Source organism: Bacillota bacterium (assembly GCA_040754315.1).
GTDB lineage: Bacteria > Bacillota > Sulfobacillia > DUSP01 > JBFMCS01 > JBFMCS01.
Window position 1 is genome coordinate 1 of the sequence record JBFMCS010000030.1, and the last position, 20,802, is coordinate 20,802.

General features: G+C 59.5%; 23 protein-coding genes. 22 read left to right on the plus strand and 1 reads right to left on the minus strand.

Annotated features, from left to right (window positions below; translation table 11 throughout):
* Positions 1–793 precede the first annotated feature (793 nt).
* Positions 794–1,069: a hypothetical protein gene (locus AB1576_05880; protein MEW6081294.1), complete on the minus strand. Its 276-nt coding sequence runs from the start codon at positions 1,067–1,069 to the stop codon at positions 794–796.
* A gap of 424 nt (positions 1,070–1,493) precedes the next feature.
* On the opposite strand from AB1576_05880, the gene AB1576_05885 reads away from it, so the two are divergent.
* The 22 genes from AB1576_05885 to AB1576_05990 all read left to right on the plus strand — a co-directional run bounded on the left by AB1576_05885 (position 1,494) and on the right by AB1576_05990 (position 20,801).
* Positions 1,494–2,519 (plus strand): transposase, encoded by a 1,026-nt coding sequence (locus AB1576_05885; GenBank protein ID MEW6081295.1) that lies wholly within the window; start codon positions 1,494–1,496, stop codon positions 2,517–2,519.
* Positions 2,520–2,843: 324 nt separating this feature from the next.
* Positions 2,844–3,545: a 30S ribosomal protein S2 gene (rpsB, locus tag AB1576_05890; protein MEW6081296.1), complete on the plus strand. Its 702-nt coding sequence runs from the start codon at positions 2,844–2,846 to the stop codon at positions 3,543–3,545.
* 23 nt (positions 3,546–3,568) lie between these two features.
* A complete protein-coding gene (gene tsf, locus AB1576_05895) occupies positions 3,569–4,165 on the plus strand; it encodes a translation elongation factor Ts (protein MEW6081297.1) in 597 nt (198 codons plus the stop codon).
* A gap of 84 nt (positions 4,166–4,249) precedes the next feature.
* A complete protein-coding gene (gene pyrH, locus AB1576_05900; GenBank protein ID MEW6081298.1) occupies positions 4,250–4,993 on the plus strand; it encodes a UMP kinase in 744 nt (247 codons plus the stop codon).
* On the plus strand, positions 4,974–5,531 hold the full coding sequence (frr, locus tag AB1576_05905; GenBank protein MEW6081299.1) for a ribosome recycling factor: 558 nt from the start codon (positions 4,974–4,976) through the stop codon (positions 5,529–5,531). The genes pyrH and frr overlap by 20 nt, the downstream gene beginning before the upstream one ends.
* A gap of 211 nt (positions 5,532–5,742) precedes the next feature.
* Positions 5,743–5,913: a 4Fe-4S binding protein gene (locus tag AB1576_05910; GenBank protein ID MEW6081300.1), complete on the plus strand. Its 171-nt coding sequence runs from the start codon at positions 5,743–5,745 to the stop codon at positions 5,911–5,913.
* Between the two features lie 77 nt (positions 5,914–5,990).
* The gene (locus tag AB1576_05915; protein MEW6081301.1) at positions 5,991–6,725 is read left to right on the plus strand and encodes an isoprenyl transferase; all 735 of its coding nucleotides are present in this window, start codon (positions 5,991–5,993) and stop codon (positions 6,723–6,725) included.
* Positions 6,719–7,492 carry a phosphatidate cytidylyltransferase gene (locus AB1576_05920; GenBank protein ID MEW6081302.1) on the plus strand — a complete coding sequence of 258 codons (774 nt, stop codon included), beginning with the start codon at positions 6,719–6,721 and terminating at the stop codon, positions 7,490–7,492. The genes AB1576_05915 and AB1576_05920 overlap by 7 nt, the downstream gene beginning before the upstream one ends.
* A gap of 15 nt (positions 7,493–7,507) precedes the next feature.
* Positions 7,508–8,545, plus strand: coding sequence for a sporulation integral membrane protein YtvI (gene ytvI, locus AB1576_05925; protein MEW6081303.1), 1,038 nt, complete (start codon positions 7,508–7,510; stop codon positions 8,543–8,545).
* A gap of 12 nt (positions 8,546–8,557) precedes the next feature.
* The gene (locus AB1576_05930) at positions 8,558–9,721 is read left to right on the plus strand and encodes a 1-deoxy-D-xylulose-5-phosphate reductoisomerase (GenBank protein MEW6081304.1); all 1,164 of its coding nucleotides are present in this window, start codon (positions 8,558–8,560) and stop codon (positions 9,719–9,721) included.
* The gene (rseP, locus tag AB1576_05935; protein MEW6081305.1) at positions 9,718–10,743 is read left to right on the plus strand and encodes an RIP metalloprotease RseP; all 1,026 of its coding nucleotides are present in this window, start codon (positions 9,718–9,720) and stop codon (positions 10,741–10,743) included. Before AB1576_05930 ends, rseP begins: the two co-directional genes overlap by 4 nt.
* The gene (gene ispG, locus AB1576_05940) at positions 10,744–11,823 is read left to right on the plus strand and encodes a flavodoxin-dependent (E)-4-hydroxy-3-methylbut-2-enyl-diphosphate synthase (GenBank protein MEW6081306.1); all 1,080 of its coding nucleotides are present in this window, start codon (positions 10,744–10,746) and stop codon (positions 11,821–11,823) included.
* A 46-nt stretch (positions 11,824–11,869) separates the two neighbouring features.
* Positions 11,870–12,499 carry a glycosyltransferase family 2 protein gene (locus AB1576_05945; GenBank protein ID MEW6081307.1) on the plus strand — a complete coding sequence of 210 codons (630 nt, stop codon included), beginning with the start codon at positions 11,870–11,872 and terminating at the stop codon, positions 12,497–12,499.
* Between the two features lie 198 nt (positions 12,500–12,697).
* Positions 12,698–12,844 carry a hypothetical protein gene (locus AB1576_05950; GenBank protein ID MEW6081308.1) on the plus strand — a complete coding sequence of 49 codons (147 nt, stop codon included), beginning with the start codon at positions 12,698–12,700 and terminating at the stop codon, positions 12,842–12,844.
* Positions 12,845–13,134: 290 nt separating this feature from the next.
* Complete coding sequence (locus AB1576_05955; GenBank protein ID MEW6081309.1) at positions 13,135–14,502, plus strand: ISLre2 family transposase; 1,368 nt, start codon at positions 13,135–13,137, stop codon at positions 14,500–14,502.
* Positions 14,503–14,801: 299 nt separating this feature from the next.
* On the plus strand, positions 14,802–15,263 hold the full coding sequence (gene rimP / locus AB1576_05960; GenBank protein MEW6081310.1) for a ribosome maturation factor RimP: 462 nt from the start codon (positions 14,802–14,804) through the stop codon (positions 15,261–15,263).
* 13 nt (positions 15,264–15,276) lie between these two features.
* Entirely contained in the window at positions 15,277–16,395 is a 1,119-nt protein-coding gene (gene nusA, locus AB1576_05965) for a transcription termination factor NusA (protein MEW6081311.1), read from the plus strand.
* A complete protein-coding gene (locus AB1576_05970; GenBank protein ID MEW6081312.1) occupies positions 16,392–16,688 on the plus strand; it encodes a YlxR family protein in 297 nt (98 codons plus the stop codon). Before nusA ends, AB1576_05970 begins: the two co-directional genes overlap by 4 nt.
* A gap of 39 nt (positions 16,689–16,727) precedes the next feature.
* The gene (gene infB / locus AB1576_05975) at positions 16,728–19,055 is read left to right on the plus strand and encodes a translation initiation factor IF-2 (GenBank protein ID MEW6081313.1); all 2,328 of its coding nucleotides are present in this window, start codon (positions 16,728–16,730) and stop codon (positions 19,053–19,055) included.
* An 18-nt stretch (positions 19,056–19,073) separates the two neighbouring features.
* Entirely contained in the window at positions 19,074–19,367 is a 294-nt protein-coding gene (locus AB1576_05980; GenBank protein ID MEW6081314.1) for a DUF503 domain-containing protein, read from the plus strand.
* 49 nt (positions 19,368–19,416) lie between these two features.
* Positions 19,417–19,785: a 30S ribosome-binding factor RbfA gene (gene rbfA / locus AB1576_05985; protein ID MEW6081315.1), complete on the plus strand. Its 369-nt coding sequence runs from the start codon at positions 19,417–19,419 to the stop codon at positions 19,783–19,785.
* Positions 19,782–20,801, plus strand: a complete 1,020-nt coding sequence (locus tag AB1576_05990; GenBank protein ID MEW6081316.1) for a bifunctional oligoribonuclease/PAP phosphatase NrnA — start codon at positions 19,782–19,784, stop codon at positions 20,799–20,801. Before rbfA ends, AB1576_05990 begins: the two co-directional genes overlap by 4 nt.
* Position 20,802: the final 1 nt, after the last annotated feature.

Sequence of the window (20,802 nt, forward strand, 5' to 3'; positions counted from 1 at the left end):
CTGATAGGGTTGGCCGAAGGCGATGCTGTGGGTTCTAGACCACCCAAGGTAAACCTAAGACGTAACGTCTTGATAATCTACGAGATAAGAAGTACCAGCCTATCTAATCTCTAAAACCCGGAGATAGAGTACTTGGAGAAGATGCATGAACGGTACTGCAAGACCGGGAGTCAATCAGCCAAGACTGCCATGATCGACGAAGTAGTGAATGTGCTTGGCTATCACAGAAAACACGCTATTCGGGTTCTCAACGGGATGCTCCCTGGCAAGCGGCCTTCGGTTAAGCGCAGAAGACAGGTCAAGTATCTTGAGTCTCTCCCTGCCATCCAGTTAGTCTGGGAAGCTTTGGACTATCCATGTGCCGAAAGACTTCATCCGGTTTTGGCAAAAACCGCTCAGACACTGGCCTCTCATGGTGAGACCCACCTCACACCAAGTGTTTGCCAGCAACTTACCCAGATCAGTCGTTCCACCTTGGCAAGGCGGATATCAAAGTGGGACTGCCCGAAATTCCGTCATGCCCTAAACAAGAGACCCAATTCATCCGCAATGTCCCAAGTACCACTGGGGCGCTATGATTGGAATGAAACACGCCCCGGCGCCCTAGGAGTAGACCTTGTGGAACACAACGGCGGCTCCTGCATCGGTCACTTTGCATACACATTGACCGGTAGTGGACACTGTCAGCGGTTATAGCCGCCGCAGGGCCATCCTAGGGCGAGGTCAGGCCGGGGTCTTCGCCGAACTCACTAACATCCTCCAACATTGGCCCTTCAGACCCTGGGGCCTGCATTCAGATAATGGCTCGGAGTTCCTCAACAACCACATGGTACGCTTCTGCACGAAGATGAACCTTCAGTTCCACCGTAGCCGCCCTTACAAGAAGAATGACAACGCTCACGTGGAGCAGAAGAACCGCCAACTTGTCCGTGAAGTTGTAGGCTACGACCGCTTTGATACCATTGAACAAGTTGACTGGCTTAATCGAGTCTACGCTTGCCTTGACCCGTATGCTAACTTCTTCCTCCCCTTGCGCAAGGTAATCTCCAAAGAGCGCCTGGGTTGTCACGTCAGAAGGCACTATGACACGGCACGTACTCCGTTCCAGCGCCTCATTGAGGCTGGCGCCATGGACTCAGAAACCCAAGATACTATCGTCAGCCACATCAGTACCCTCAATCCCCTTGCCCTCAAACGTCACCTTGATTCCCTTCTTCAACTTGACCCAAACTCTCTCAAAAACTGTATAATTCACGACTATCCATCCATCTTGCCGGTAACATTCCTAACTGAGTGTTCCATCTCTCTTGGGTAACATTCTTAGATGGGTTGACACGGGACTAAGAAGTGTCAAAGACGGCCGGAAAACGCCTCATGTGCCGATTGAGTCGGTTCTGGCTAGTTTGATTGTGGGATTGGTTTGCCGGCTTCCGAGTCTGAACCAGATAGAGGGGCTGATACAAGCGGGAGCGTTTGACCGGTTGCTGGGTCGTTTGCCCAAGCCCAGTGCGGATACCTTAGCATATGCGCTTTCGAGGGTTGAAGTGGGGAGCCTAAAGAGGTACTTATGGCAGGTGGTCAATAAGGCACGCCTCAACAAGGTGCCGGTCGGAGATATCGAAGGCCACAGGGTGGCGGCGATAGACGGGTCTGAGGTATACTCCAGCAGCAGCGAGCGGATGAGTTGCGCGGAATGTAAGACGAGGAGAGTGGGGGAAGGGATACAGTTCTACGAGCAGGCGGTAGTGGTGTCATATGTAGGAGATTTCCCGCTCTTGCTGGGACTAAGGAGGGTGGAAAGGGGTCAGGGTGAGGTTGCTGCTGGAGTGGAGTTGATAAACGAGCTTGGCCTAGAGCTCTTTCGATACTGTGACATCATAGTGGCCGACGCCCTGTATGCGCAGGCGCCCTTTATCAAGGCGGTGATGGCTCAGAACAAACATGTACTGGTGAAGGTAAAGCAGGAAAACCGGGAGATCATAGCGGATGCGGAAGGATTGTTTTCTGGAAGGGAACCGGACGTGGTGCTCAACGGTGCAAAGGTACACCCGGGAGCGGATGCGATCTATGATGCGAAGATATGGGATGAAGAAGGGTTCATGAGTTGGTCAAGCCTTGGAGTTCCGGTAAGGTGCATCAAGGTGGAGGAGACGGTTACCCGAGTGGAAAAGGGCCAATTGGTCAAGAACACATACGTGGAGTACCTGGTCACAACATGCCCTAAGGCAACCACGCCGGCAAGGGTATTGTGGAGGATCATGCACCGGAGGTGGGACATAGAAAACAGCCTATTCCATAATCTCAAAACATACTCCAGTTTTGAGCACTGTTTCTGTCACGATGAGAACGCCGTGCCCGCCATGTGGCTACTGATGGCGATAGCGTTCAACCTACTAAGACTGTTTGCGCTGAGAAACCTGAGGGAGATCAGGGATTTCATGGGAATAGCGACGATGATACTGATCACTCTGCCCCAGATGATAGCCCCCATCTATGCACTCATCCCTGACCCTGGCTAAATGGGGCTCTCATCGTGGCCGGAGCTCAGGAACAGGAGGCAATACCATGAAATCCCCAGCTCATTGAGCAGACTATCTGCTGCACCCAATTTGGACTACTCCTTCCTGTAGGACCTGGAAACACCCAGGTCCTTCAAAAAACCTAGGGTTTGCGGAACCTCTGGATCGCGATATCCGTGTCTATGCTACCCCGGGGAATTGTGGTATACTACCAATGGTCTGCTTAAGGCCAAATACACACGCCCTCTGACTTCAGCGGTGGTGCCCTGGTGGGTCCCTCTGAGGATGAAGAGGGCGGAGGACAAACCGAATGGAGGTAGTGCTATGGCCGTTGTAACAATGAAGCAGCTCCTTGAGGCCGGGGTCCACTTCGGCCACCAGACGAGGCGCTGGAACCCCAAGATGCGCCAGTACATCTTCACCGAGAGGAACGGCATCTACATCATTGACCTGCAGAAGACCGTCAAGCTGGTGGATCAGGCCTACTCCTTCGTCCGGGACCTGGCGTTCCAGGGTGGGCGCCTCATGTTCATCGGCACGAAGAAGCAGGCGCAGGAATCCATTGCAGAGGAGGCCGCCAGGTGCGGCCAGTTCTTCGTGAACGAGCGCTGGCTGGGCGGTATGCTCACCAACTTCCAGACAATAAAGGGTCGCGTCCAGCGCCTGGTTGAGTTGGATGACTTCCTGGATCGTGACAAGAGCGGTGGCCTGCCCAAGAAGGAACTGGCCTCCCTGGGCCGGGAGAGGGCGAAACTGGCCAAGTACTTCTCGGGCATCAAGGGCATGAAGGACTTGCCCGACGCCGTCTTCGTGGTGGACCCCAGGAAAGAGAAGATTGCTGTGGCTGAGGCCCGGCGGCTCAAGATACCCATAATTGGAATTGTCGACACCAACTGTGACCCCGACGAGATAGACTACATCATCCCGGGCAATGACGATGCGATTCGTGCAGTGCGCCTCCTCAGCGCCAAGATGGCCGAGGCCGTGCTGGAAGGCAGGCAGGGAGTGCAGGTCGCCCAGGAGTAGCGGTATAGGAGGGACCAATTTCGATGGTAGACGCCAAGGCCGTCAAGGAATTGAGGGAGTTGTCCGGCGCTGGCATGATGGACTGCAAGAAGGCCTTGATCGAAACGGATGGTGACATGGCCAAGGCCGTGGAGTTCCTCAGAGAGAAGGGCCTCGCCCTAGCCGCGAAGAAGAGCGGCCGTAAGGCCCAGGAGGGCGTTGTTGAAGCCTACGTCCACGGAGGGGGGCGCATAGGGGTCCTGGTTGAGGTGAATTGCGAGACTGACTTCGTTGCCAGGACACCCGAGTTCAAGGAGCTCGCCCACGAGCTGGCCATGCAGGTGGCTGCCATGAACCCCAGCTATCTTGCCAGGGAGGATATTCCCCAGGAAGTCGTTGACAAGGAGAGAAGCATCCTGGTCGCCCAGGCCAGGGAAGAGGGCAAACCCGACAAGATCCTGGACAAAGTGGTGGAGGGACGGCTGGAGAAGTTCTTCGAGCAGGCCTGCCTTCTAGAGCAGCCCTACATGAGAGATGGGAGCAAGACTGTCCAGGCGCTAGTTAATGAGAGCATAGCACAGCTGGGAGAGAACATCATGGTGAGGCGGTTTGTGCGTTTCGAGACAGGCCAGGCAGACTGACCGTAAAGGATTTACCCCCGTATCGTAGAATGGTTTCCCGCGAACCAAAGGAAACAAGGGGGGTAGCTCTTGAACCCATCTCCGGTGGAACGCCCGAGGTTCAGGCGGATCATCCTGAAGATATCGGGGGAGGCCCTCTCGGGCTCCCGAGGCTACGGGATAAGCCCAGAGACCGTGTCGAAGATAGCCTGCCAGGTTAAGGAAATAGCGGCTCTGGGGGTTCAGGCGGGCATTGTGGTTGGGGGCGGCAACATATGGAGGGGTGCTGTGGGAAGCGCCAAGGGGATGGACAGGGCCACCGCTGACTACATGGGCATGCTCGCTACCGTGATCAATTCCATGGCTCTTCAGGATGCCCTGGAGAAACAGGGCGTAGACACAAGGCTGCAGACGGCCATAGAGATGAAAGAGATCGCTGAGCCCTACATACGGCGGCGAGCCATAAGGCACCTTGAGAAGGGACGCGTGGTGATCTTCGCTGCGGGAACGGGTAACCCATACTTCTCCACCGACACTACCGCAGCGCTCAGGGCTGCGGAGATAGAGGCTGAGGTAATCCTCATGGCCAAGAGGGGCACCGACGGCATCTACGATTCTGATCCCAACCTTAACCCTCAGGCTCGTCGTTTCCAGGAGCTAGAGTACCTTGACATCCTGAACATGGGCCTTACCGTTATGGATTCCACAGCCACTTCCCTGTGCATGGACAACGGGATACCCTTGATCGTTTTCGACCTTGACGTCGAGGGCAATATCCGCAGGGCGGTCATGGGCGAGGCCATCGGCACCTTTGTGGGGGGGGATCTGTATGATAAGGGAGATCCTTGAGGACGTCGAGGAGAGGATGAAGAAGACGGTGGAGATATTCCGGAAGGACCTCGCGAGCACGAGGGCTGGCCGGGCGTCTCCATCACTTCTGGACAAGGTGTCAGTGGACTACTATGGGGAGATGCTCCCGGTGACCCAGGTTGCCACGATATCCGTTCCCGAGCCGAGACTCCTGGTGATCCAGGTGTGGGACCACAACGCTGTCAACAGCATTGAGAAGGCCATTCAGAAGTCGGAACTGGGTATGCCCCCCCAGAAGGATGGGAACATCATCCGCCTGGTGGTGCCCCAGCTCACCGAGGAGAGGCGGCTGGAACTGGTCAAGGTGTGCCGCAAGAAGGCCGAGGATGAAAAGGTCGCCATAAGGAACCTGCGAAGGGACGCCAACGACATGCTGAAGGACCTTGAGAAGGAGAGAGAGGTCTCCGAGGACGAAGCGCGGCGCGCCCTGGATGAGGTCCAGAAGCTCACAGACAAGTACATCCAGGCCATCGAGGGGGTTCTCAAGATCAAGGAAGAGGAGATAATGGAGGTCTAGGAGGAGTGCCTTCTGGACGTGGTGGGGCTTACCCTGACCGAGGCCGAGGTTGTCCTGGAGGAGAGGGGCCTGTCCTGGCAAGTCAGAGTGACGGGGCCCCCGGGGAAGAACCCCTCCGGCCAGCTTCGTGTCATACAGACAAGGGTTATCGGGCCCGCCCAGGTTCTTCTGGTGTGTGCCCACCACGACGCGGGGAAAGGGGGTAGGGGACTTGGCGCTGAAGATCACCGATGAGTGCGCCGCCTGCGGCGCGTGCAAAGAGGAGTGCCCTGAGGAGGCCATTGAGGAAGGCGACATCTACGCAATCGATCAAGATAAGTGCACTGAATGCGGATCCTGTCAAGATGTCTGCCCCACGGATGCAATCATAAAGGACCAGTAACACCAAGACCGAGCCCCCTCAGAGAGGGGGCTCGGTATAAAGGAAGCGCAGGGCGGCTAGGCCGCAAGGAGGCCGAAGTGTCAAGGGGGCGGAACATCCCGCAACATATAGCAGTAATAATGGATGGCAACGGCAGGTGGGCCGCCAAGAAAGGGCTCCCACGGTTCATGGGACACCGTGCGGGGATGACGGCCGTTCGCGAGGTTATCGAGGCCGCCGCCGACGCGGGAGTGAGATACCTGTCCCTGTTCGCCTTCTCCACGGAGAACTGGAAGAGACCTTCAGACGAGATCAGCGCCTTGATGGCCCTCCTCGTGGAGTATCTTGACAGGGAGATCGTGGAACTGGTGAACCGGGGGGTGCGCATGACCATCATTGGCGACCGTTCCCGTCTCCCCCCGGAGGTAGCCCAGGCCGTGCAGGACGCTGAGGAGCGGACCCGCTCCAACGACAGGCTCCAGGTGAACATCGCCCTGAGCTATGGGGGGCGCTGGGACATTCTCCAGGCGGCAAGGAGCATTGCCCTCGAGGTCAAGGAGGGACTCCTGGACCCGGAGGACATGACTGAGGACATGGTCTCCCGGTACCTGGCCACGGGTGGCGTGCCCGACCCCGACATGATAATCCGGGCAAGCGGTGAGCTGCGCCTGTCCAACTTCTACCTGTGGCAGGCCGCCTACTCGGAGATCTGGTCCACACCTGTACTCTGGCCTGATTTCCGCCGACACCACTTCGAAGAGGCCCTCCAGGCCTTTTCCGTAAGGCAGAGGCGCTACGGAGAGGTATTTGGTGAGGAGCCTGATCCATGCTAAGCAAGCGAGTGCTCGCGGCGCTCATTGGAGGGCCAGCCTTCCTGGGCCTGGCATACCTGGGCGGGTTTTCGTTCCTGGCTATGGTAGCGGTCCTAGGGGTGACGGGATACCTGGAGTATGCCGGGATGCTCAGGGTCAAGGGCCACAGGGTGATGGTGTTCCCCGGGATTGTCCTGGGGATATCCATCCTGTGGTGGATGTTGTTCCCGAAAGGATCCTGGGTGCTGGTGGTAGGTCTTATCCTTCCCGTGCTGGGGAGGTTGGCGGGCGGCACCAGGTATAGTATACTGGATTTGTGGATAAGTTTGGGCGGAAGCCTTTACATCTTCGGGCTCCTGGGTTTTGCGTTGAGGCTAAGGGGGCTCCAGGAGGGTTTCCAGGCTGTGTTCCTGCTGGTGGCTGTGGTGTGGACCCTGGACACCAGCGCCTACTTCGTGGGACGCGCCTGGGGACGGCGGAGGCTGTGGCCGAGGGTGAGCCCCAAGAAGACATGGGAGGGGGCCCTGGGTGGAACCCTGGCGGCCCTGGCTGCGGGTGTCCTGGTGGCATACCTCCTGGGGCACAGTGTCACAACGGGGTTCTGGGTGGCTCTAGCCGGCAGCATCGCGGGGCAAGCCGGAGACCTGGTGGAGTCCGCAGTGAAGAGGTACGCGGGGGTCAAGGATTCCGGGCATCTCATTCCCGGTCACGGGGGGATCCTGGATCGCTTTGACAGCCTGATGCTGGCTGCGCCCTGGGTGTACCTGGTGGTGAAGTTCCTGGGCTGATCGGAGGCGTGAGCGTTGTTAAGAAGACTGGAAGTCTACAGGCACTATCTCTACATGGCCCTGTTCTTCCTGGGCTCCTACGTGTTTTTCCGTTACCTCCTAGGCTATTTAACGCCGTTTGTCTTCGCGGCAATACTAGCGTTCATCATGGATCCTGCCGTGAACTACCTGGAGAGGAAGGGCAGGTTCCCCCGGGGGCTTGCCGCAGGCGTGGTGCTCCTCTTTGTCATGGGGGTCCTCTTCTTCCTCCTGGTAAGCGTGTTCACCAATGTCATCCACGAGCTGGCGCTCCTTTCCCGGCACCTTCCCGGGTACTACAGCGTTATCATGGAACTGATTGAAGAGGTGTCAGAAAGGGCTGGCAGCCTCCCCATACCCCTGCGGACAATGGTGGAAAGCCAGGTTGTCAGGGGCTTAACCTACCTGCAGACCTTGGCCGAGACCATAGTCGTCAGCATCAGGGGAGTGCCCCACCTGGTGACCAGCACGGTAGTGGGTTTCCTCGCCGCCTTCTTCCTGTCCAAGGACCGGGATGTCATCGGTCGCTTCATCCTGGGGCTTCTTCCGGGCTCCTGGCGCCAGGCCTACATCAGGACCAAGAAGGACGTGGTGGTCTCCACGCTGGGGCTGGTGAAGGCGCAGGCCTTCCTGATACTGCTGAGCACCGCCATATCCATAGTTGGATTGGAGATTATCGGCGTGCCCTACGCCCTGGTGATGGGGCTCATCATCGGCTTCGTGGACGTCTTGCCCATCCTGGGGCCCTCCGCTATCTACTGGCCCTGGATCATCATAAACCTCATCCTGCAGAACTACCTCTTTGCCCTGGCGCTCCTGGCGCTCTTCGGCATTGTGAGCCTCACCCGGAGCATCCTGGAGCCCAAGGTCATCGGCAGCCGCATCGGCGTTCACCCCTTGGCAACCCTCTTCTCGCTGTACGTGGGCTTCCGCGTGTTCGGGCTGGGTGGCTTCATAGTGGGACCCCTCGTGGCCATCCTCCTCAAGGCATCGGTGCGCTCGGGCCTCCTGCCCTTTTCCACCGATGAAATGTGAGGAGGGCGCTCCATGACCCTCAGAGTGTCAATCCTTGGCTCCACGGGATCCATAGGACGGCAGGCACTGGAGGTTGTGTCCCGGAATCCCGGCCGTCTTGAGGTGGTGGGCCTGGCCGCTGGTCAGAACCTGGACCTCCTCGCCCTCCAGGCCAGGGAACACGGGGTAAGGACCCTGTGCGTCCAGGATGGGCTGGGCGACGCCCTTGCTTCCCGGCTGGGAACCGGGGTGAAGGTATGGGAGGGGGATGAAGGCATCTGCCATCTAGCATCGCTTGATGAGGCCGACATCATCCTGGTGGCCCTTGTGGGTTCACGGGCGATCCCACCGGTAATGGCGGCCCTGGAGGCGGGGAAGACACTAGCCCTGGCCAACAAGGAGTGCCTGGTGGCTGCGGGCCACCTGGTAATGGGCTTGGCAAAGAAGACATCCGCCGAGATTCACCCGGTGGATAGCGAGCACTCCGCAGTGTACCAGTGCCTCATGGGGCAGGACCGGGGAGCCCTTCACCGGATCACCCTGACAGCCTCAGGGGGGGCATTTCGCGACAGGAGCCTCAAGGATCTCGCCGGGTTAACCCCTGAGGAGGCCCTGAAGCACCCCACGTGGCGCATGGGACCCAAGGTCACCGTGGATTCAGCCACCCTTATGAACAAGGGGTTTGAGGTCATAGAGGCTAGGTGGCTCTTCGGCATGCCCCCTGGAGGCATTCACGTGCTCATGCACCCTCAGAGCCTGGTGCATGCCCTGGTCGAGTTCTCGGACGGGACAACCCTGGCACACGTGGGTCCCCCCGACATGCGCATCCCCATACAGTATGCCTTGAGCCATCCCCAGCGCCTGCCCGGGCCTCCCTCAGTGGATCTAGCCTCCGTGGGGAGCCTCGTATTTTTCCAGCCCGACACTGCCCGCTACCCATGCCTTCGCCTGGCCTACGAGGCCCTGGAGGCCGGGGGCACTCTGCCGGCGGTCATGAACGCCGCCAACGAGGTGGCGGTGGAGGCCTTCCTGGGGGGTGACTTGCCCTTCCTGGGCATACAGAGGATAATAGAAGAAGTCATGGAAGGGCATAGAATCGTGAGAGAGCCGGCTTTGGATGATATCATGATGGCTGATGCCTGGGGGCGCCGGGAAGCAAGGCGGCTCGCTCTCAATCTAGGTGGTGGATTTGCGTGACGATTTTTATTGCCTTGGCTGTGCTGGGGCTCCTCATCTTCGTGCACGAGCTGGGCCACTTTATCGCGGCCAAGCGTGCGGGTATCCGGGTAGAGGAGTTCGCCCTGGGATTCGGGCCCAGGGTGTTCTCCGTAGTCAAGGGAGAGACCCGTTACTCCCTCCGGGCGTTGCCCATTGGGGGCTTCGTGAGGATGTCAGGAACCAGCGCCCTGGAGGGCCCAGTTGACCACAGGGGGTTCATCAACAAGGGGGTATGGCAAAGGCTAGGCGTGCTCCTTGCGGGTCCCGCCATGAACTTCACCCTAGCCATCTTGCTCTTCGCCATCATCTTCTCCGTTCTTGGCATCGAGACTCCCACACTGGAACTTTCTGATGTCCTAGAGGGACACGCTGCCGAGAGGTCCGGGTTCCTGGAAGGGGATCGCGTCATATCGGTGGACGGCGTTGAGGTGCAGGACTGGGTCCACCTGGTAACCCTGATTAACGCCTCCCTGGGAGAAGAGGTCGTGGTTGTGGTAGAGAGAGGGGGCTTCCAGAGGATCCTCAGGGTTGTTCCTGAACCCAGGCCTGATGACCCTTCAAGGGGCTTCATAGGAATATCCCCGGACATCAACATCGTCCGCCAGGACCCCTTCTCGGCGCTGAGGGATGCCCTTGGGTACACCCTGGCAGTTTCTGTGCTGTGGATCAGGGGCCTTGTCCTCATGATCCTGGGGAGGGCTCCGGTTGATGTGGCCGGCCCGGTGGGCATAACCCAGCTCATCGGTGAGGCCTCCAGGATGGGCCTGAGAAATCTCATGTACCTGTCCGCGGTGCTCTCAGCGAACCTGGGAATATTGAACCTCTTGCCCATTCCGGCCCTGGACGGGAGCCGCCTGGCCTTTCTGCTGGTGGAGGGGGTTCGGGGTAAGCCTGTGGACCCTGAGAAGGAGAACCTCATTCACTTCCTGGGCTTTGCCTTGCTCATGCTCATGGCAATTGTGGTAACCTACCGAGACATCCTCCGCTGGGGGGCGTCCTAGGTGAGAAGACTGTCCCGCAGGATGGTTGTGGGGGGGCTGGACCTCGGGGGCGGCGCCCCCGTGAGCGTCCAGGCCATGGCCAAGTCAGACCCTCGCGACCCTGACGCCCTCGCCCGCGAGATCGAAGCACTGAGGGCCGCTGGAGCCCAGATGGTACGTCTTGCGGTACCTGACCAGGAGGCCGCCAGGGTCTTCGGCAACCTGAAGCGCATCTTCCCCAGCGTGCCTCTTGTGGCGGACGTTCACTTCAACGCCAGCGTCGCGCTGGCCTGCATTTACGAGGGGGCGGACAAGTTAAGGATCAACCCTGGCAACATAGGAGGCCCCCGGCGCCTTGAGGAGGTGGCCCTAGAGGCCAGCAGGGCGGGCGTGCCCATCCGGGTGGGCGTGAACTCCGGCTCGCTGGAGAGGGAGCTGCTGGAGAGGTACGGTGGCCCTGTTCCCCAAGCCCTGGCCGAGAGTGCCCTTAGGAACGCTCGCCTTGTGGAAGAGGCCGGGCAGCCCGACGTTGTGGTGTCCGTGAAGGCGTCCTCCGTGCCCAGCACCGTTGAGGCCTACCGCCTGGTTGCCCAGGGATCGGACTACCCGCTGCACCTGGGGCTCACTGGAGCCGGACCCCCTTCAAGGGGGGCAGCCAAGAGCTGCCTGGCCCTAGGGATCCTCCTATACCAGGGGATAGGGGACACCATCAGGGTGTCCCTGACTGCGGATGCCTGCGAAGAGGTGCGTCTGGGAAGGGCCATCCTGGAGGCCCTGGAACTGAGGCCCCCTGGGCCTGACCTGGTGTCATGCCCTACCTGCGGCCGGTGCCGGGTGGACCTTAAGGGGTTGGTGGCCCAGGTGGAACCCCTCCTGGTGGAAGTGGGGATACCCCTGAAGGTGGCGGTCATGGGCTGCGAGGTGAACGGCCCAGGCGAGGCCAGGGAGGCTGACGTGGGCCTTGCGGCAGGCAAGGGCCGCGGCGCCATCTTCCGGAAGGGCAGGATAGTCCGGACCGTACCCGAGGAGGAGTTCCTGCCGGCCCTCCGCCGGGAGATGGAAGCCCTTGCCCTGGAAAGAGGAGTCAGCCCACAGTCATAGAATTATGTTCTTCGGTTAACATGAGTACCGAGGAGGAAGCCTCTAGATGAAAGTGGCTGCGATAATACCAGCATATAATGAAGAGAGGACCATAGGCCAGGTTGTGAGTACCCTCATGCACCACCCAGACGTGAGCAGTGTCATCGTGGTGGACGACGGTTCCCGGGATGCCACGGCGGAACTCGCAAGGCGCCATGGTGCCGAGGTTATTCGCCTGGAGCGGAACCATGGCAAGGGCGGGGCCATGAAGGCAGGCCTGAAGTGCACTGACGCTGATGTGGTGCTCTTTGTCGACGCTGATCTCGTGGGCTTTCGCAGGTCCCATGTAGAGGAACTGCTAAGGCCCGTTCTCAATGGTGAGGCCAAGATGACGGTGGGCCGCTTCGCCGGGGGGCGCCCCGCCACCGACCTGGCCCAGACGGTGATGCCCTTTCTCTCAGGCCAGAGAGCAGTGTGCCGTGAGGTGCTGCTCTCCGCACCTGACATGGAGATCAGCCGCTTCGGAGTGGAACTTGCCCTTACAAAGCATGTGAAGAAGAATTGCGTGTCCCACAAAGAGGTCATACTGAAGGAACTCAGCCACCTCACGAAGGAAGAGAAGATGGGGCTCTGGAAGGGCATTGCCGCCCGCGCACGCATGTACAGTGAGATTGTTGCCTCGGTGTTCCGGCCCTGAAGGGCCGGCTCCCGGAAGAGAAACACCCGTGGACCAGGGGTGCTTCACGAGGTGATCCCATTGAGCAGCAGGCTGCCCGCTGGCCCAATTAGGGGTCCCCTTCCTGAAGGACCTGGTGGAGGTGGGACGTAGATTCACAACAGTTTTGAGCACTGTTTCTGTCACGATGAGAACGCCGTGCCTGCCATGTGGCTACTGATGGCTATAGCGTTCAACCTGCTAAGGCTGTTTGACCTAAGAAGCCCGAGGGAGATCAGGGATTTCCTGGGGAGAGCGGCGATGATAATAATTACTCTACCCCAGATAAAAGCCCCCATCTATGTACTCATCCCTGACCCAGGCTAAATGGGCACTCATTGTGGCCGGTGCTCACGACGACCTGGAGGCAATACCGCGAAACCTATAGCTCATTGAGCAGAGTACCGCTATACCCGATTGGGGCACCCATTCCTGTAGGACCTGTTAATGCCCAGGTCCTATAAAAAACCCAGGGTTTGCGGAACCTCTGATGAGTGATTGTTAGAGTAAAGTAGATCCGGGTAATTGGGGGGGTAGAGTAGAAGGGAGAGAGACCCACAACTGGGAATTGGGAGGTTAGAACAACAACCCATTAACCCAGGGGGGGGTCTCTCAAGATGGAATTCAATTTAGATGAATTGGACTTGGGAAAACTGGAGGCGACGGCCTTTCGCATGGCCATGTTGATAGTTCGTGAAGCGCTAGGGGAAATCCTTGGGGCGATGGATGATTACTTGGCGACAGTGAGGGATAAGAAGCGGTACGAGATCAGGGAGTTGGAGGAGCGGGAGCTGGATACTCTTGTTGGGGTAGTGCGTTTCAAGCGTCGGAGTTACAGGGACCTTTTTACGGGTGAGATGGTGCATCTACTGGATCAGACATTGAAGATAAGGGAGTATCAGCGGATAAGTGAGGGAGTGGCGCGAGTGGCGGTTTCACTGGCGGCGTCCGGGCCATCGTATAGAAACGCCCGTGACAAGCTGGAGGAGATGTTGGGAGAGAGAGTAGTCAGCCATGAAGGGATCAGGCAGTTGCTTTTCAAGACGTCTGAGGTGATAGATAAGTCGAAGGAGCCGGAAGTCCCCAGAAGACGAGTGAAGGTATTGTTCATTGAAGCAGACGGGTTATGGACGGGGCGACAGGGGAAGAGACGGAAAGAGCAGACCAGGCATGCTGTGGTACACGAGGGGTGGCGTGAGAGGTATCCTGGGAGCCGGGAATACGAGACGATACGTGAGATACGTTACATGCACCCTCAAGGTTGCAGGCAGGGTTTCTGGGAAAGGCTCCTTAGCCAGATAGAGCAGGTGTATGACCTGGAAGACACAATAGTGATAATCAACGGTGACGGGGCCAGTTGGATAAGAGAAGGGGTGGCGTACTTCCCCAATTGCATGTACCAGTACGATCGCTTCCACATCTCCCGTGACGTCAGGGGTGCGCTGTCAGACAGGGCCCTGAAGGCGAAGGCGGTTGAAGCCCTACGTGATAACGACCTTGGGCAAACGGTGGAGGTCCTGGAGGCGGGGCTGAAGACAGCGACGGGGAAGGAATGCAAGAGGCTCAGGACAGTCAAGGACAATCTCATGTCAAACTGGGAGTACATCTTGGACTACCGGTTGAGGCTTGAGGCGCTGGGATATGATTGCTCGGGTCTGAGGGGGCTGGGGAGCGGGGAATCGAACATAGGGAAGTTCAAGAGCCGGGTGCGGGGCAGGGCCTGGTCACAAAAAGGGATATATGCTTTGGGTAACGTGCTGTTCAAGGTTATGGAGGGTTCCCTGGGGCTTTACACGAGGCAGGTCGTGAACTGCCTGGACGAGCAACTGAAAACAGTAGTGACCGCTGGGGCCGGGCTAGTCAAGAAGGCCGTACTCGGTGAAGAACCCGGCGTCAAGAGGGGGCATTTCCCCTGCCTTGACCGGGGAACTGAAGGGTATGCAGTCTTGTTCCGGAGGCTGCTAGAGGAGGGGTGCGCATTCTAAAGCACTGAACCAAGGCACCGCTGGGTCTGCCCGTTTTCCACAACGGGGATCCCTGGCTGCCTGTCTCGTTCGCTCAATTCCCAGTTCTCCCACGGGCCCCAATGGACAATCACCAATGGGAAGACCCTTTACCCGGGACCTCTTGACACAGACTGAGTGATTGCGCTTTGTTGCGGCATATTCCGCTCTATGCTATAATCAGTGGTGGCAAGGCTGGCGGATCGGCAGTCCAGCAATGTGCGGAGTGGGTTACCAGCCCACTCTTTGCAATTAGGGGCCCGGGAGGCGGTGGTCAAGCCTTGAAGCGCAAGGATGTAGAGAGCGCCGTAGAGCGGCTGGCCCACCCCCTGGCATCGACCAGGGGCCTGCAGCTCGTTGATGTGGAGTTTGTGAAGGAGGGGCCCTCCCTTCATCTCAGGGTCTACGTGGACAAACCTGGGGGCGTTGGCCTTGACGATTGCCAGGGACTCCACGAGGAACTAGGGAGGTTGGTGGATGAGGCAGTCCATACCGGGGATCCCTACTATCTTGAGGTGTCTTCTCCCGGACTAGACCGGCCTTTGAAGAAGGAAAGGGACTACGAGGTCTTCCGTGGGCGCGAGGTGAATGTGAAGACCTTTGGCCCCGTGGATGGAGGTAGGGAATTCCTGGGCACCCTGGTGGGGCTCGAGAACGGTGAAGTGGTATTGGACATCAAGGGGCATCTCGTAAGGATACCCCGGGAGAAGGTGGCCAGTGCGAGGCTGGCGTTGAAGCTTTAAGGAGGCTGAGGCTGTGAACGGCGAGTTCATGATGGCGCTCAAGCAGATAGAGAGGGAAAAGGGTGTGGCCTTGGATGTGCTGGTTGAGGCCATTGAGGCCGCGCTCATCTCCGCCTATCGCCGCAACTTCGGCTCCGTCCAGAACGTCCGGGTTGAAGTGCACAGGGAGACCGGCGAGATCCGGGTATTTGCCAAGAAGACCGTAGTGGATGAGGTGCAGGACCCCCGCCAGGAAATATCCCTGGAACAGGCCCGCTTAAGGCGTCCGGATTACTCCCTGGACGACGAGATTGAGTTCGAGGTGACCCCTAAGGACTTTGGGCGGATCGCAGCCCAAACCGCCAAGCAGGTTGTGGTGCAGCGCATCCGCGAAGCCGAGAGGGGTATCATCTACGAGGAGTACTCTAACAGGGAGGGCGACATCGTAACTGGAGTGGTGCACAGGATCGAGCACCGCAATGTCATGATAGAACTGGGAAAGGCCGAGGCCATTCTCTCCCCAGCTGAGCAGGTGCCGGGGGAGATGTACCGGCAGGGGGAGAGACTGAAGAGCTATGTCATAGAGGTCAAGAAGACCACTAAGGGCCCGGCCATCTACGTGTCCCGGACACACCCGGGCCTACTGAAGCGCCTCTTTGAACTGGAGGTGCCCGAGATCCATGATGGCATCGTGGAGATCAAGGCCATTGCCAGGGAGCCTGGTTCCCGGTCCAAGATAGCAGTATCATCCCGGGACCCCAACGTTGACCCCGTGGGCTCTTGTGTGGGACCCAAGGGGATGAGGGTCCAGACTGTTGTCAATGAACTCAGGGGAGAGAAGATAGACATAGTGCGGTGGGACAGCGAGGTCCCCAGATTTGTGGCTAACGCGCTCAGCCCGGCGAAGGTCCTGGTGGTTGAGCCCGAGGCGAATGACAAGGTGGCCCGGGTTACGGTGCCTGACTACCAGCTCTCCCTGGCCATAGGCAAGGAAGGACAGAATGCTCGCCTGGCTGCCAAGCTCACTGGGTGGAAGATCGACATCAAGAGCGAACAGCAGGTGAAGATGGCCGAGGAAGAAGCCCCGGAAGACGACGCTGGGGAGGATGAAGAGGTGACGGAGGGTGGCGCCATGGGGGAGGGTAAGTCATGAAGCCCCGGCGTGTGCCACTAAGAACCTGTATCGGCTGCGCGGAAACGCGACCCAAGAGGGAGATGCTGAGGATCGTCAGGACCCTCGAGGGCACTCTGGAGTTTGACCCCACAGGGAAGCGTTCCGGTAGGGGAGCCTACATCTGTCCAGAGGCAGGGTGCCTGGAGAAGGCCGTGAAGGCAAAGAACCTGGAGCGAGCCATGAAGAATCCCGTTTCCACCATAGAGGTGCAAGACCTCAAGGACAACCTGAGGGCGGCGGTGGAGGAGGTCTCCCGCAGGCAAAGGGTATAGGCCAACGGAAAACGGAAACAGGCATTTGGGGGTGAGTGGATGACAGAGAAGATCAGGGTATATGAGCTGGCCAAGGAGATGCTGGTGGATAGCAAGGTCATAATCCGTGTCCTGGACCAGATGGATGTGCCCGTCAAGAACCACATGAGCACTATGGAGGCGGAGGTGGCAGACCAGGTCCGGGAGGTTCTCACCGGAAGGGCCAAGATGTCGCCTCCTCCGAAGAAGGAGATCAAGAAGACACCGAGGCCTCCGGTGCCTGCCGCTCGCCCAGGACCCATAAGACCAGTAGTCCAGCCTGGGCAGGCGGTCAGGCCCAAACCTGTGGGACCTGCCGTGCAAAAGGAACAGAGGCGCCAGCCATCCAGGCCCATTTCGCCCCCCCGGCCAGTACAGAAACCGCCGGGAGGCCGGCCCGGGGCGCCCCAGGCACGCCAGAGCCCGCACCAGCCCGGACGGGATGAACGGCGCCAGCCCGGGCAGAAGGGCGGCCGTTTCCGGCAAGACCAGGCTGAATTCGCTCGCAGGGGACGAGGGAAGAAGGCAGACTGGCGGAAGTCAAAGGGCACCACAGGGACCCAGGCTGCCGCCAAACCCAAGAAGCCCCAGAAGATAGTGCTGGAGGGCTCCATCAGTGTGGCCAAGATGGCGGATAAGATGGGCCTGAAGGCAACGGATCTCATGAGACAGCTGGTATCTATGGGGGTCATGGTCTCCATCAACCAGGAAATCGACACGGAAACCGCTATGGTCATAGGACAGGAAATGGGGTACGAGGTAGAGGAGCGCCGCTCTGACCAAGCCATGGAGAAGGAGCACCTTCAAGAGGTCGAGGACAGCCCGGAAAACCTCAAGCCCAGGCCGCCGGTGGTCACAGTGATGGGGCACGTTGACCATGGAAAGACATCGCTCCTGGACGCCATCAGGCATGCCAATGTCACTGCCCAGGAAGCAGGGGGTATCACCCAGCATATAGGCGCCTACACCGTCGATGCCGGCGGGCGCGATGTAGTTTTCATTGACACGCCGGGTCATGAGGCCTTCACGGCCATGAGGGCCAGGGGGGCCAAAGTGACAGACCTGGCGGTGCTGGTGGTGGCCGCAGATGATGGTGTCATGCCCCAGACCATTGAAGCTATGAACCACGCGAAGGCCGCAGGGGTTCCCATCATCGTTGCCATCAACAAGATAGACAAGCCCAATACCAACGTGGACCGGGTGAAACAGCAGTTGTCTGAGCACGGCCTCATCCCTGAGGACTGGGGTGGAGACGTGGTGTGCGTACCGGTGAGCGCAAAGGAGAAGACCGGGCTGGACACCCTACTGGAAATGATCCTCCTGGTCTCCGAGATGCAGGACCTCAAGGCCAACCCGGAGCGTCGCGCCGCGGGGATTGTGGTAGAGGCCGAGCTGGACAAGGGGCGCGGCCCAGTGGCCACCGTTATCGTCCAGACGGGCACCCTGAAGGTAGGGGATGCCTTCGTGGCGGGGAGCGTGTGGGGCAAGGTCAGGGCCATGATGGACCACAGGGCGAGGCGGGTCAAGAAGGCAGGCCCCTCGATGCCGGTGGAGGTCATCGGCATGGCTGACGTCCCGGAGGCAGGGGACCCGTTCAATGTAGTTCAGGATGACAAGATCGCCCGGACCATAGCGGAGCACCGCATGGTTAGGCAGCGGGAGAAGGACCTCAGGGCAATCCACCGGCTAACCCTGGAAGACCTCTTTAGCCAGGCTGGGGAAGGGGAGATCAGGGAACTCAACCTCATCCTCAAGGCGGATGTGCAGGGTAGCGTTGAAGCGGTGAAGCATGCCCTGGAGAACGTGCAGCACACCGAGGTAAGGCTAGCAGTGATCCACACTGGCGTGGGTGCCATCACCGAATCCGACGTCATGCTAGCGGCTGCCTCCCAAGCCACCATCATTGGGTTCAACGTGCGCCCTGATGCCAATGCCCGGAAAGCGGCGGAGGGCGAGCACGTGGACATAAGGACGTATCGAGTGATATATGAGGCCATAGATGACATCAAGGCAGCGCTACAGGGGATGCTGAAGCCCAAGACCAGGGAGGTAGTCCTGGGACGGGCTGAGGTCAGGGCCACCTTCCGGGTTCCCAAGGCTGGGACCGTGGCCGGGTGCTACGTTACCGAGGGGAAGATGACCCGGCAGGGGAGGGTCAGGGTTATCAGGGATGGGGTGGTTGTGCACGAGGGGCGCATGGATTCCCTAAAGAGGTTCAAGGAGGACGTGCGGGAGGTCAGCGCCGACTACGAGTGCGGCATATCCCTGGAGGGGTTCAACGAGGTCAAGGAGGGAGACACCCTGGAGGTGTTCTCCACCGAGGAGATGAAACCCGAGGCCATGGCCTAGGTGAAGGAGGGCCCTGGCATGTACGTGGCAGCCTGCAGGCTCGATATCCAGATCCCAGGGAGCCGGTCCTTGAAGGACCGGAGGCGGGTGGTCCAGAGCGCGGTAGACAGGCTCAGGCACCGCTATCACGTATCGGCTGCAGAGGTCTATTCCGGGGACCAGTGGCAGCGTTCCGCCATCGGGATGGCCTTTGTCAGCGGAGACCTCTCCCATGCCCAGCGGGTTGTGGGTGAGGCGGCACGGTGGCTCCGAGCCAACCTGGACGGAGATGTCCTAGACGAGGCGATGACGGCCATCGGCCCCACGTTTTGACGGCCCGGCCTAGACCCTTGGCGTTTTCTCCGGCAAGGAGGGGATCAGCGTGGGACAGCGCAAGGTTGAACGGGCTCAGGAAGCCCTGCGGGAGGAGATAGGCTGTATCATCCACGACGAGATGAAAGACCCGAGGATAGGTTTCGCCAGCGTGGTCCGGGTAGAGGTATCCCCTGACATACGTCACGCCAGGGTGTTCGTGAGTGTCCTGGGCAGCGAGGAAGAGAAGGCTTGTACATTGCAGGGGTTGGAGGGGGCCAAGGGCTTTATCCGTTCTGAGCTGGGAAAACGGCTCAGGCTGAGGTTCACGCCTGAGATATCCTTCAGGTTGGATGACTCTATCGAGCGGGGAGTCAGGATTGCCCGGCTTCTCGAGGAGATGGTTCCCGCCAAGGAGGAAGGGGCTGGGGACAAGTGAGAGCCGGGCCCCCAGAGGTCGCCGGTCTCCTGAAGGGGGCGGAGGCCCTTCTAATCACGTGCCACATCATGCCCGACGGGGACGCCCTCGGGTCCGCCCTGGCTCTGGCCCAGGGGCTCATGGCCCAGGGTAAGAGGGTTGAGGTGGTCTGCCAGGATCCCGTGCCGGAACTCTACTCGTTCCTCCCGGGGTCCTCTCTCGTGCTCACCCCGGACCAGGCAAGAGGGCCTCACGAGGTGGCGGTGTTCCTGGACTGTACCGATGCGTCCCGGGTAGGCGAGGCCGCACTGGCCCTGGCCAATGGCGCGCGGGTGCGCCTTAATGTGGATCACCACGTGACCAACAGCTTCTTTGGGGACATGAACTACGTTGACCCCCAGCGGGCCGCCGTGGGAGAGCAGGTCTACCTGGTACTCCAGGCCATGGGTGTCAAGGTGGGAAAACCCACCGCTATGTGCCTCTACGTTGCCATCGCCACGGATACGGGCCAATTCTGCTACAGCAACACTACCGTGGAGACCCACAGGCTGGTGGCCAGCCTGCTGGAGGACGGGGCAAATCCCGCCCAGGTATCGGAGAGCCTCTATGAATCCCGCTCCCTCCCGAGCCTGAGACTGCTGTCCCTTGCCCTGGGCGCGCTGCGTGTCAGCCCCTGCGGCCAGGTTGCCTGGGTATCACTGTCCCGTTCAATGCTCAAAGCGGCAGGAGCCCGGGATGACGAGGCAGAGGGGCTCATCAACTACCCCCGCTCGCTCGAGGGTGTTGCCGTGGGCATCCTCTTGAAGGAGATAGATGAAGACCGGGTGAAGGTGAGTTTTCGTTCCAGAGATCGCGTTGACGTGAGTCGCTTGGCAGCATCCCTGGGGGGAGGGGGGCATCCCAGGGCTGCGGGGTGCCTGCTAGAGATGGGTCTCCAGGAGGCGGAGGATGCCGTGGTAAGGGTGGCTCTTGAGGCGGTGAGGGAGGATAGAGGGCTTCATCAATGTTCTCAAGCCCCCGGGACTGACCAGCCATGAC